General features: G+C 65.9%; 10 protein-coding genes and 1 pseudogene. 1 reads left to right on the forward strand and 10 read right to left on the reverse strand.

Features of this window, described 5'->3' with window-relative positions; translation table 11 throughout:
* Positions 1-170 precede the first annotated feature (170 nt).
* Positions 171-1,601, forward strand: a complete 1,431-nt coding sequence (locus DID96_RS33085; protein WP_124603412.1) for a hypothetical protein — start codon at positions 171-173, stop codon at positions 1,599-1,601.
* Here the strand turns inward: DID96_RS33085 and DID96_RS33090 are convergent.
* The 10 genes and pseudogenes from DID96_RS33090 to DID96_RS33135 form a co-directional block, all read right to left on the reverse strand.
* Positions 1,550-3,166, reverse strand: coding sequence for an ABC transporter ATP-binding protein (locus tag DID96_RS33090; RefSeq protein ID WP_124603413.1), 1,617 nt, complete (start codon positions 3,164-3,166; stop codon positions 1,550-1,552). The genes DID96_RS33085 and DID96_RS33090 overlap by 52 nt on opposite strands.
* Positions 3,163-4,311, reverse strand: coding sequence for an ABC transporter permease (locus DID96_RS33095; protein WP_124603420.1), 1,149 nt, complete (start codon positions 4,309-4,311; stop codon positions 3,163-3,165). Before DID96_RS33095 ends, DID96_RS33090 begins: the two co-directional genes overlap by 4 nt.
* Positions 4,312-4,403: 92 nt before the next feature.
* The gene (locus DID96_RS33100) at positions 4,404-5,453 is read right to left on the reverse strand and encodes an ABC transporter permease subunit (protein WP_124603414.1); all 1,050 of its coding nucleotides are present in this window, start codon (positions 5,451-5,453) and stop codon (positions 4,404-4,406) included.
* A gap of 5 nt (positions 5,454-5,458) precedes the next feature.
* The gene (locus tag DID96_RS33105) at positions 5,459-7,399 is read right to left on the reverse strand and encodes an extracellular solute-binding protein (protein WP_124603415.1); all 1,941 of its coding nucleotides are present in this window, start codon (positions 7,397-7,399) and stop codon (positions 5,459-5,461) included.
* Entirely contained in the window at positions 7,399-7,806 is a 408-nt protein-coding gene (locus DID96_RS33110) for a biopolymer transporter ExbD (RefSeq protein WP_124603416.1), read from the reverse strand. The genes DID96_RS33105 and DID96_RS33110 overlap by 1 nt, the downstream gene beginning before the upstream one ends.
* The gene (locus DID96_RS33115) at positions 7,806-8,558 is read right to left on the reverse strand and encodes a MotA/TolQ/ExbB proton channel family protein (RefSeq protein ID WP_124603417.1); all 753 of its coding nucleotides are present in this window, start codon (positions 8,556-8,558) and stop codon (positions 7,806-7,808) included. The genes DID96_RS33110 and DID96_RS33115 overlap by 1 nt, the downstream gene beginning before the upstream one ends.
* 16 nt (positions 8,559-8,574) lie before the next feature.
* Positions 8,575-9,381 carry an energy transducer TonB gene (locus DID96_RS39200; RefSeq protein WP_260464100.1) on the reverse strand — a complete coding sequence of 269 codons (807 nt, stop codon included), beginning with the start codon at positions 9,379-9,381 and terminating at the stop codon, positions 8,575-8,577.
* A complete protein-coding gene (locus DID96_RS33125; RefSeq protein ID WP_260464101.1) occupies positions 9,378-11,576 on the reverse strand; it encodes a TonB-dependent siderophore receptor in 2,199 nt (732 codons plus the stop codon). Before DID96_RS33125 ends, DID96_RS39200 begins: the two co-directional genes overlap by 4 nt.
* A 65-nt stretch (positions 11,577-11,641) precedes the next feature.
* A complete protein-coding gene (locus DID96_RS33130; RefSeq protein ID WP_260464102.1) occupies positions 11,642-12,286 on the reverse strand; it encodes a TetR/AcrR family transcriptional regulator in 645 nt (214 codons plus the stop codon).
* A 274-nt stretch (positions 12,287-12,560) separates the two neighbouring features.
* Positions 12,561-12,700 (reverse strand): annotated as a pseudogene (locus tag DID96_RS33135) (ferredoxin--NADP reductase); the annotation flags it as partial.

The raw sequence follows: 12,700 nt of genomic DNA on the forward strand, positions 1-12,700 counted from the left end.
TTTTTACTTTCCGAATTCAATTCAATGCCGATTCGGTACTAATACAGGTATTTTTTACCGCAATGCTCGTGGCATTCGGTCACGAATATCCTGGGGCCGTCCGGTTCATTTATCATTCGGGCCGGCGGAAGCGTTCCGACATGACACGCTGGCTTAAACGGGGGGGATGAATGAGCGAGCGCTCGACGTTTCGCAAGGTAGTCGGCGTCATCGCCACATTCGGCGTGGTATGGGTCGTTGCAGGACTCTACTGGCGGTTCGCTCATCGTGTACCCACCGCACGCGAACTCGCTCTGGTCGGCATCGCGCTGCCGCTGTTGCTGATGGTCGCTTTCGTCTGCGTGCGGGCGACGCTTGCCAGACCAGCCGCGCCGCGCCGGGCCGTCTCGACGGCCGCCGCCACGCTTACCACGGCGACCACGGCTGCCGCAGCGCAGGTCGACGCACACGACGACTGGCCGACCGGAACGCTCGCCGTACTCGACGGCGCGCTGTCCTTCCCGGCCGGGATGGCCTTCGGCGATATTCATGCAGCCGCCCGCAGTCGCGATACCGTCGGGCTGCACCCCACATTGAAACGGGTCGACGAATCCCGCATCTTCGCCGCTGACGCCACGTCGATCTCGCTCGATGACTTCGACGAACAGCTCCTTCCTTCCGGCTCGGCGGCCAGCCTCGACGACGAGCACTGGCGCGCGCTGATGCTGGCGGCGCACGCGCTCGACGGCCTGCTGTCCCGCCACGCTGTCGCCACGACCCACGACGCGTCGCTCCCCCGCCGCGCAAGGCCGCTCGCGCTGCATCTGCTGCTGCCTGCGCGCTGGCAGCAGATTGCGCCGACACTCGCCGCCTGGGTCGACGCACACGTCGCCCGGCAGCACGGCGCGTCCGTGACGCTGCCCGCACGGACACACATTGTCGAGCACCCTGCGCAGGCGTTGGCGATCGTCGACGAACTGAACGTCTCGCTCAATCGTGACCGGTCGACCGACCGCCATATCGTGCTGGCGTGCGATTCATGGCTCGGCCAGCACTCGGTCAATGCGCTCGAACGCGCCGACAGGCTGCATGGGCCCGATTGCCGCGACGGTCTGGTCCCGGGGGAAGGCGCATGCGCGCTGCTGCTCGGCCTTGGGGACCGGGAAGACGACGGCTCGCCGCCTGCCGCACGCATCCATCGTGTGAAAGCAGCCGAATCGACACCGGCTGCCGATCAACCGGACGAGACGGTCAGTCAATTGCTGGAAGCCGCCCGCACGCGAACCGTTGCGTACGGGATCGACATGGCGGCATGCGCGCTGGTCAGCGATGCAAGCCAGCGCAGCAGTCAGACCACGGAAATCGCCAACGCAGAATCCGCCTGGCCGGACGACGACACCAGCGACCGTTGCCTGCATCTCGGGCTTGCCAACGGGGACAGCGGCGCAGCGCTTGCATTGGGCGCGGTGGCACTGGCGGCCGCCCACGCCGTTCGGGAGCGGCAGCCGACATTCGCCGCGACGGTTGCCCATCCGCACGCGCGCGCGGTTGCGCTCGTCACCCCACCGCTTCAGGGAGAGACTTCGCTCGAGCCGGTGGCCGCAACGAGCGTACGCGTATAAGCATGACGCGGCGCCGCCAGCACCGCCTGCGTCTCCCCGCTCTCGACGATCCTTCCGCCGTGCATCACGACGAGCCGGTGCGACACCGCGCGCAGCACATCGACATCGTGGCTGATGAACACATAGCTCAGCCGATGCCGCCGCTGCAACGTCGCCAGCAGTTCGAGAACCTGCTTCTGGATCGACACGTCGAGCGCGCTCGTCGGTTCGTCGAGCACGAGGATGCGCGGATCGACCGCGAGCGCGCGCGCGATCGCAATGCGTTGTCGTTGCCCGCCGGAGAATGCCACCGGATGACGCGACGCCGCGTCGACGGGCAAGCCGGATTCCGCGAGCAGCGCCGCCACACGTGCGCGCCGTGCGTCGGACGTCATGTGCGGATGATGCAGCGCGAGCCCTTCCTCGACGATCTCGCCCACGCTCAGGCGCGGCGCAAGCGAGCCGAACGGATCCTGGAACACCATCTGAACGTGCGCGGCGCGTTCGAGCCGCGTCGCCGCACCGCCCGCACTGCCCGCGCCTTCTAGCCCCGCGTAGCGGATCGTGCCCGCCGTCGGCGCGACGAGTCCGACGAGCGACGCGGCCAGCGTCGACTTTCCGCAGCCCGATTCGCCGAGCACGCCGAGCGTCTCGCCTTCCCGTAGTTGCAGATCGATGCCTCGCAGCACCGAGGGCGTCTCGCTGCGAAACAACCCGCGCCAGCCGCGCGCGCGCGTGCGATACCCGGCGTGCAGCGCGCGCACGTCGAGCACGCACCGCGCATCGGTGGCCACCGGCGCGATCGTGCGGCGCGGCGCGCTGTCGAACAGCTTGCGCGTGTACGCATGTTGCGGCGCCGCGAACAGCGCGTCGGTCGCACCCTGCTCCACGATCTCGCCGTGCTGCATCACCGCTACGCGATGCGCGAAGCGGCGCACCAGATGCAGATCGTGCGTGATGAGCAGAATGGCGAGGCCGTGCCCGTCGGCGTCGGCTTCCTGGAGTTCGATGAGCAGATCGACGATCTGCCGGCGCACGGTGACATCGAGCGCCGTGGTGGGCTCGTCGGCGACCAGCAGACGCGGGTTGCCCGCAAGCGCCATCGCGATCATCGCGCGTTGCCGCTGGCCGCCCGACAACTGGTGCGGATAGGCGTCGACCTTGCGTTCGGGTTCGACGATGCCCATGCGCCGCAACAGCGCGATCGCCCGCTCGCGTGCCGCCGCGCCCCGCAGCCCTGCGTGCAGACGCAGGCTTTCACCGATCTGCCGCCCGATGGTCTTGAGCGGATTGAGCGCAGTCATCGGCTCCTGGAACACCATCGCGATGTCGCGGCCGCGCGTCGCGCGCCATTGCGCTTCGCTTTTGTCGAGCAACTCGTCGCCCGCGAGCCGCACGCGGCCGCTCACGCGCGCGGCATCGGCCAGCCCGAGCAGCGCGAGCGCGGTCAGGCTCTTGCCCGATCCCGATTCGCCGACGAGCGCGACGCGTTCGCCGCGGCCGATCGTCAGATCGAGACCATGCACGATCGTCCGCGCGCCGATCCGGATGTTCAGGTCTTCGACTTCCAGTACGGGCATCGTCATCGGGCGGCTCCTGCAGCGTGGGTGTTGGCATCCTTGGCATCATCGGCATCTGCACCGTCGGCGGCACGGTTGCGGTCGGCGGCGAACGATTCGCGCAATGCGTCGCCGATGAACGTGAGCAGCAGCAGCGTGACCACGAGCGCCGCGATGGCCGTGGCCGAAATCCACCACGCGGACAGATGGCCCTTGCCTTCGGCCAGCAACTCGCCAAGGCTCGGCGCGGGCGGCGGCACGCCGAGCCCGAGAAAATCGAGGCTCGCGAGCGACACGATCGCCGCGCTCATCCGAAACGGCAGCCACGTGATGACCGGCGTAAGACTGTTCGGCAGGATGTGCCGCCACATGATCTGGCGATCGGACAGCCCAAGCGTGCGCGCGGCGCGCACGTATTCGAGCGCGCGCTTTTGCAGGAATTCGCCGCGCACGTAATCGGACAGCGTGATCCATCCGAAGGCGGCGAGCAGCACGAACAACAGCACGAGGCTCGCCTCGAAAATCGACGACAGGATGATGAGCAGATAGAGATCGGGCAACGCGGTCCATACCTCGATCACGCGCTGGCCGAGCAGATCGACGAGGCCCGCGTAATAGCCCTGGAGCGCGCCCGCGAGCACGCCGACGAGCGCGCCGGTCAGCGTCAGCGCAAGCGCGAACAGCACCGAACTGCGAAAGCCGTAGAGCACGCGCGCGAACACGTCGCGACCATACGCGTCGGTGCCGAGCCAGTTCTGCGCCGAAGGCGGCGCCGGAAATGGCTGCGCCGCGTGATAGTTCACGGTGTCGTAGCGATAGGGATCGGGTGCGTAGAGCGCGAAATTGCCGTTGCGCGAAAACTGCTCGCGGATGAACGGATCGAGATAGTCGGCCTCGGTGGGCAGTGCGCCGCCGAAGTCGCTATCGGCATACGTGTGCAGCGCCGGGAACAGCCAGTGGCCGTGATAGCGCGCGACGAGCGGCCGGTCGTTGGCGATCATCCCCGCCAGCAGGCTCGCGACAAACAGCACCGCGAACGCGACAAGGCTCGCGAAGCCGAGCCGTTGACGGCGCAAGCGCCGCCACCATGCCGACGCGCGAGCGAACTTCGCCGCGTCGCGGTGTGACGCAATGGCGCGCGACGGCGGCACGCATGCGGCCCCCGGTGGCATATCGGGAACGGCATGCGGCACGGCATCGGCGTAGTCCGCCTGCTTCGAATCCGCGTGCGATGAGCTGATGACTTCCATGGAGAACCCCGGATTCAGCGGCCGTTGCCGCCGAAGTGAATGCGCGGATCGATCAGCGCGTACGCGAGATCGCCCGCGAGCTTCGCGAACAGACTCACGGCCGTGAACACGAACAGCGAGCCCAGCACGACCGGATAATCGCGGCCGATGATCGCGTCGTAAGACAGGCGCCCTACGCCGTCGAGCGAAAACAGCGTCTCGATCAGCAGGCTGCCGCTCACGTATGCGGAGACGAACGCCGCGGGCAAACCTGTCGCGATCGGAATCAGCGCGTTGCGCAGCACGTGCCGCCACACCACCGCGTTGCGCGAGACGCCCTTCGCGCGCGCAGTCAGCACGTAATGGCGCGACAATTCGTCGATGAACGCGTTGCGCGTGAGAAACGACACGACGGCGAGGCTGCTCGTTACCGACGCCGTGACCGGCAGCACCAGATGCCAGATGCGGTCGAGCACGCGTTGCGCGAGCGGCAGCGCGTCGTGCTCTTCGGCGCCGAAGCCGCCGAGCGGAAAAACGTGCAGAAAGAGATCCCCGCTCAGCAGCATCATCAGCAGCACGCCGAGCACGAAGCCCGGGATCGCGTACGCGGCCAGCAGCGCGGCGCTCGTCGCGAAGTCGAACGTCGTGCCGCGCCGCAGCGCCTTCGCAATGCCGAGCGGCACCGCGATCAGATACGTGAGCACGAGCGTGCAGGTGCCGAGCGTGACCGTCACCGGCAGCTTGCTGACGATCAGCGCCCAGACCGAGCGATGCTGAAAGAACGACTGACCGAGATCGAAGCGCGCGTAATGCGTGAGCATGCGCACGTAGCGCGTGAGCGGCGGCACGTCGAAGCCGAACGTGTGGCGGATCGCGGCGACCTGCGCGGGATCGACGCCTTCGCTGCCGTGATAGCCGCCCGGGCCGGACGCGCCCTCGCCGTGAACCGATGCGCCTTGCAGCCGCGCCATCACCTGCTCGACAGGGCCGCCCGGCACGAATTGCATGATGACGAAGGTCACCGTCAGCACGCCCAGCAGCGTGGGGATCATGAGCAGCAATCTGCGCCCGATATACGCGAACATCAGACTTACTCCGGTTGGGCCGCGCGTGTCGCGGCGTTCGTGTTCCGTGCATCGGGCGCGGCGTGCCACCAGCCGATGACCCAATCGAGCTCGCCGTATTGCCGCGGCACGCGTGCGGGCGGCGCGATACGCCGGTTCCACGCGATGCGCGAGTGCGTGGCGTGCCACTCCGGCACGATGATGCGTTCGCACAGCAGCACGCGATCGAGCGCGCGCGCCGCGGCGATCACCTCGCGTTCGCTGCCGGCACGCTGCACGTTGTCGACGAGCGCATCGACGGCGGGCGACGCGATGCCCGTGTAATTCTCGGAGCCCGGCGTGCGCGCCGCTCGGCTGCCAAAGCGGCGTTCCAGTTCGGCGCCCGGTATGGTCGCGGCGCGGTAGCCCAACGTCGTCATGTCGAAATCGAAATGCTTGAGGCGCTCGACGATGACGGTCTGATCCATGATGCGCAGCCGCGCGTCGATGCCGAGCAGTTTCAGGTTGCGCACGACGATCATCAGGATGCGCTCCATGCCGGTGCCGTCGTCGAACAGTTCGATCGTGAACGGCGTGCCGGCCGCGTTGCGCAGCACGCCATCGCGGTAATGCCAGCCCGCGCTCGCGAGCAGCGCCTCGGCCCGCGCGAGATTGCGGCGCAGCCCGTTATGCGCTGACGTATCCGGCTGCGGCGGCAGCGCGCCGAACACCTCGGGCGGCACGCCGCCGCGCAGCGGTTCGAGCAGCGCCAGCTCGTCGGCGCCCGGCGCGCCGCGCGCGGCGAACACGCTTTCGTCGAAGAAACTGCGGGTGCGCGTGTACTGGCCGAAGAACATGTTCCGATTGATCCACTCGTAATCGACCGCGAGACCGATCGCCTCGCGCACGCGTATGTCCTGGAACTTGGGCCGCCGCAGGTTGAAGAACAAACCCTGCGCGTTGCTGATGCCGTGGTCCGGAAATTCCTGCTTGCGCAGCGTACCGTTCGCAAAGGCCGGGCCGCTGTAGTTGCGCGTCCATTGCTCCGCGCTGCCTTCGGATATCGCGTCGACATCGCCGGCACGAAACGCCTGAAGCGGCGCCGACGGATCGCTGTAGAGCCGGAAACTCACGTTGGCGAAGTTGAACATGCCGCGGCGCACCGGCAGATCCGCGCCCCAATAGCGCGGATTGCGCCGATACACGATCTCGTGGTTGCTCGCGCCGGCGCCGATCAGATACGGCCCGCTCGCGATGGGCTCAACCGTGGCGAGCTGGTCGAACGTCAGCGCACTGCCGTCCGCCGCCCGCGCCCAGTCGCGCGAAAACACGTAGAGATCGCCCGCTTCGAGCACCGCACGGCGCTGCGCCGCGCGAAATGAGAAGCGCACCGTCTGCGCGTCGATCACGTCGACAGCGCGAATAAGCGCGTAGCGGCTGCTGTAGAGCGGCGACGCGGTCGAACCCGTCAACTGCTCGAACGAGTAGCGCACGTCCTGCGCCGTCACCGGCTTGCCATTGGAAAACCGCGCGGCCGGATTCAGATGAAACGTCGCCGAAAGGCCGCCAGGCGCGATCTCGACGCGATCGGCGAGCAACGGATATTGCGTGCCGACTTCATCGAGGCTGCGTTGCATCAGCGTCTCGAACATCAGATTGACTTCGTCCGGCGCCGCGTTGCCGCGCAGCAGAAACGGATTGAGCGAGTCGTACGTCGCGATCTCGGTGTAGTTCGCGAGGCGCAGCGTGCCGTCGCGCGGTGGCGCGCGGTCGGCCCACGCGAAGCGCTGCATCGACGCATCGGGCCGCGCGTCGTCGAAGAGCGCAAGCGTGGTCTGCCACTGAGGATCAGGCGAAGCGTGTGCAAGCGTGACCGCGCCGGCAATGCACACGCATCGCGCAACGCGTGCAACCTGCGCGACGCGTGCGATCAGTGCAATCAGTGCGGACGGCCGCGCGCGCGACGTCGGACGGGCGGAATCGGCCATTACTGCTCCGGCTGCGTCACCAGCGACAGCTTCGTGATGCCCGCGTGCTGCACCGCGCCCATCACCTTCGCGACGGGGCCGTACGGCACGCGCTCGTCGGCCTGCAGCGACACGGCGAGATCCGCGTCCTGCTGCTTGCGCTGTTCGAGTTGCGATTCCACCTGCGCGAGCGGCACGGGCTGCTTGTCGAACCAGACTGTGCCCGCGTTGTCGACGCTCACGGTGAGCGGTTTTTTCGGATCGGCGGAAGCGGTTGCTTCGGTCTTCGGCAGATTCACGTGGATTGCCTTGTTGAGCAGCGGCGTCGTCACGATGAAGGCAACGAGCAGCACGAGCATCACGTCGACGAGCGGCGTGATATTGATTTCGCTGAGGACGTCGTCGTCCTGATTGGAGGAGAAAGCCATCAGGCGGCGACCTCCGTGGCGCGGGCGAAAACCGGGCGGCTTTGATCGGCGCGCGGCGCGTTCGCCGCACGCTCGGCAGCGCTTTCGGCTGCATTTTTTGCTGGAAAGCGAAACTGCTGGCGCTGGGCGAGCGCGTAGAGCGTGCCTGCGTGATCGTCGAGGCGCGCGACCGCGGCTTTCGTTCCGCGCACGAAGATGTTGTACGCAAGCACGGCCGGCACAGCGACGGCGATGCCGATGCCCGTCGCGACAAGCGCCTCGCCGATCGGCCCGGCCACCACGTCGATGCTCGCCGATGCCGCATGCGAAATCGCCCCGAGCGCGTGAATGATGCCGAACACTGTGCCGAACAGCCCGACGAATGGCGCGATGCTGCCCACCGACGCAAGCCACGCGAGCGAATGTTCGAGGCGTCGGCGTTCATGCGCGATCTGGCGCGCGAGTTGGCGCTCCAGCGTGTCCTGGCGGCTCCACAGGTCTTCGGGATTGTCGCTGCCAAACGTGCGCGCCTGTTCGAGCGCGGCGAGCGCGGCCCCGGTCACACGCGCCTTGGGGCCTGCGGGCAACGCGCGCGAAGCGATATCGACGAGCGTATGCGCGCCGTCGAGCGCGTCGTCGGTGCGCCGGTCGGCGCGTGCGGCGCGCGTGTGCTGGATCGCCTTCAGGACGATGATCGTCCACGTCGCGATGGAGAACGCGCCAAGCAGCCACAAGGCGCCCTGCACAATAAGGGTGAGCGGCAACGAATTCATGTTCGGACTCCGGAAATCAGTCAAGTTGGAAATTGAGCGGAACGTCGACCCAGCCATCGACAGGCGTGTCGCCCCGCTTCGCGGGCACGAAGCTCCAGTGCCGCACGGCCGCGACGGCGGCATCGTCGAGCACGCGGTGGCCGCTTGAACGACGGACCTCGATCGAGTCGGGCGAGCCGTCCGCACGCACGTGCACATGCAGGACGACCCTGCCCTGCCAGCCGTAGTCCTGCGCCGTCGCCGGGTAGTCGGGCGCGGGGTTGTGCAGGTAATCGGCGTTGCCGTCGGGCAGCGTGGTCTTTTGCGTGGCCGGTGCGGTGGCTGCGGCCGGTGCGGCCGGTGCGGGCGCAGCCGATTCCGCCGGCGCGGCCGAGGGCCGCGCGGCGGGTGGCGGCACGGACGCAGACGGCGCTTGCGCCGGTGTCGGCACTGAGCGCGGCTTCGGTGCGTGCCGTGCCTGAGGCAACGGCTTCGGCGGTGTCACCGGCTTTGGCACGGGCGCTTGCGGCAGCGGTTTTGGTGCGGCTGTCATCTGCAACGCGATTGGCGGCGTGACGACCGGCTCGTGCGACGCGGGCCGCGCATGCAGCCACGCCGCGATCAGCGCCGCATGCAACACGCCGACGACGAGCACGCCGCCCACCGCCTGACGCACGGTGACAGGACCGCCGTCACGCGAGTCGAGCGACGCATCGGCGCCCGCAATCGCTTGCCGCGACGCGGCAGCCCCACCATGCCGGGCCCCGGTGACGAGCACCCGCCACGCCGCGCGCCGCCGCTGCGACAGCGCGGGATCGTCGATGGTCAGCGACGCGGCGCTCACAGGTCGAACCTCGCGTTGAGCGCGAGCGTGCGCGGCGCGCCGACGAAGATGTAGTCGGACTGCAGGAAGCCCCAGTAATGGCGATTGAAGATGTTGTCGACTTCCGCGCGCAACGTCACGCCATGGCCGCCGATCGTCGTGCGATAGCTGAGGCCCGCGTTGAACAGCGTGTAGCTCGGCAACACGAACTGGTTGTTGGCATCGGCCTTCATGCTGCCGTAGTAATGCGCCTCGGCGTTCGCGGTCAGGCCGTGCAGGCCCGGAATGCGGTCGCTCACCTGCAACGTGGCCTGCCAGCGCGGAATGCCCTCGACGCGATTGCCGACGAGATCCGCTTCGGTCTCGCGATACGTGCCCGCTTCCCACGCGGTGCTCGCCGCGATGCGGAAACCCGCAGGCAGATCGACGCGGCCGTTCAGTTCGAGGCCATTGATGCGCACCTTGCCGTTCGACACGTAAACGTTCTGCGCATTGCCGTATTGCGCGCCGCGCTCGATGCGGAACAGTGCGGCGGACGCGCCATAATGCTGTGCGTCATATTTCACGCCCACTTCGTATTGCTTGCTCTTGATCGGGTCGAGCACCTGGTCCGCGTTCGCGTAGCTTGACGCCGCCGTGCCGCCGTCCTCGAGCGCCTCGACGTAGCTCGCGTAAAACAGCAGGTCACTGCGCGGACGAAACATCAGTGCGAGCGTGGGCGTGACCGGCGTCTGCGTATAGGTGCTGCCGGCCGTGCCGGGCGCGGTCCGCGATGTCTGGTGATAGCTCGTGTAGCGAACGCCCGCGAGAATCGACCAGTATTTCAGGAAGCTCAGCGTGTCGCTGGCAAACAGCGACTTCTGTTGCGAATTGAAATTGTTGTACTGCAGGCCATAGTTGAACGTGCCGTTCCACGTTCGCGGCGTGATCGGGTTGTAAAGGTTGTTCGAGCCGATATCCGTGTACAGCGACTTCGGCACGGTTTTTTTCGAGAGCCACTGCTCCGACGCGCCGAGCACGACCTGATGATCGATCGGCCCCGTCGAGAATTTGCCTTCGAGCGTCGCCTGCACGATATCGTAAATCGACGAGCCGCGAGAACGGTTCAGGGTCGTATCGAAATCGCCCTGCGGATTGAGCAGATTGAGCCATTGCCCCGAGTAGTTCCGTTCGTCCTTGCTATGGCTGTAGTCGATGCTCGCTTTCCACACCGGATCGATCTGCCAATGCAAGCCGCTGCTCAGGAAATAGACGTTCGAATTGAAGAACGTATCGCCGTAAGCGGAAAGATTCGTGCGGCCGCTCGGCGCGCGCGGCAGGCTCGCACCGGTGAAGTTGCTGAGAATCATGTCCTGAATGCCGCCGTCCACCTTGCGCGACTGATAGAGACCGTCGAACGTCCACGTGAGCGACTGCGTCAGGCGGGCATCGAGCGACAGCGACTCCGAATTGCGCAGCACATGCGCGCCGTTATACGTATCGCCCTGCTCGTGCGTGATGTTGAAACGATAGCCGAACATGCTTTGCGGGCCGAAGCGTCCGCCCGTGTCGATGTGTTCGCTGACGATGCCATCGGAGCTATAGCCGACATCGGTACTGAACGTGAACGTGTCGGTCGGTTTCTTCGTCACGAAGTTGATGATGCCGCCCGGCGCACCGAAGCCATACATGAAACCGGACGCGCCTTTGAGCAACTGAATCGATTCGAACGACTCGACGGGCAGTTCGACGGTCGTCATATAGAACGGCAGGCCGTTGATCTTGTAGCCGTTGAAATCGTCGAGCGCCATGCCGCGAACATTGATCGAATACGCATTGAACGAATACGTGTCACCTAGCGACAGCACCGCCGCATCCTCGGCGAACACCTTGCCGAGCGACTTCACCTGACGGTCTTCGAGATCCTGTTGTGCGACCACGCGCGTGGAAAATGGTGTTTCCAGATCCGAACGCGTGCCGAGCGCGCCGCTCGACACTTTCGGCGCCTGTTGACGCGACCCCTGCACCGTCACCGTGGCAAGGCTGCGTACGGTGTCGCTTGACTTTGCGGCCGGCGTTGCTGTCTGCTTGCCCGGTGACGTTTTCGTCGACGTAGCCGACGATGCGTCATCGTTCGTGCTGTTTTCGTCGGCGGCGTACACGTGGCCTGCCGTCAACAACCCCGCACCGATCAGCATGGCAGGAAGCACACGCTGATGGAGAATGCCTGTTTTCACTTTAGTAGTCCGATATGATATGGAGAGTCCGAAGAGCACCGGAGTCGAACCGAAACTTCCACGTGTCAGGTTTGAGCCGCGAGCGACCGCTCGATGTACGTGCTCAGAATCTCGATGAAATGCTCGAAAGCCTGATCGGGAATCGATGGATCCCGAACGAAAAACTCCTGCAGACACAAGCCGCGAATGAAGCACACGATCACATAGCGCGTGAGCGACGGCATGGGCGATTCATCGATGCACGTATCCACCGGGTGACCACTCTTGTCGTCGCCGATCGGGTGCGACAGCAGCGCCGTGTTGAAGCGCTCTCGCAGATCCGCATCGTTTTGCAACGCCCAATAGAACTCCAGCGACGTCGGGAAGGTTTCGCGCATCTGCGCGCGCCAGGCGGTCACCTCGTCGCGCACGCTCGCGCCGGCTGCGATGCGCCGTTCGAGCATGCCGATTTTCGTGCCGATCCACTCGACGTATGACGCCACGAGCAACTCGTTCTTGTGCGGAAAATGATGAAGCAGCGCGCCGCGAGACAGACCTGCCCGTTGGCAGATTTCGCTGATGGAAGTCTTCGCGAGGCCCACGTCCTTGAGGCACGCCAGCGTCGCCTTGATCAGTGCGTTGCGGGCCGCCGAGCTGCGCGCGCGCTGTGAACGCCTCGTAGGTTTCCCGGTATCGGATGTCGTATTCGTCATGATGCGTGGCGCGTCCATCTCACACCACGTGCGATCGGACTACGGCTCATTGATGTTGCTCGCTGAAGCCTTGCTGCGTTGCCGCAGCAAAACAGTACGATTGGTATGTTATTGAGCGGGCATCAACGTGTCCAAGAAATTTCCCTCACATGCTTATCTGCAGAATCCGCACGTCCGTACGGTTTCAGGAAGATGCGGACCACACATCGTGTAGCTGCCTTGACAGATTTCTGAATGCCGGGGTAATCGTCCGAATCGTGCGAAATCTAGCGGTTGCAACCTCCAGCGCCGATCAGTCGACGAAAGCGCGCTCGATCACGTAGTGGCCCGGCGCGCTGTTCTTGCCTTCGACGAGGCCGGCTTGCTTCAGCAGGTCGGTCGTGTCCTTCAGCATCGCGGTGCTGCCGCACAGCATCACGCGGTCGTGCTCCG

The organism is Burkholderia sp. Bp8963 (genome assembly GCF_003854275.1).
In the GTDB taxonomy this organism is placed as follows: Bacteria; Pseudomonadota; Gammaproteobacteria; order Burkholderiales; family Burkholderiaceae; genus Burkholderia.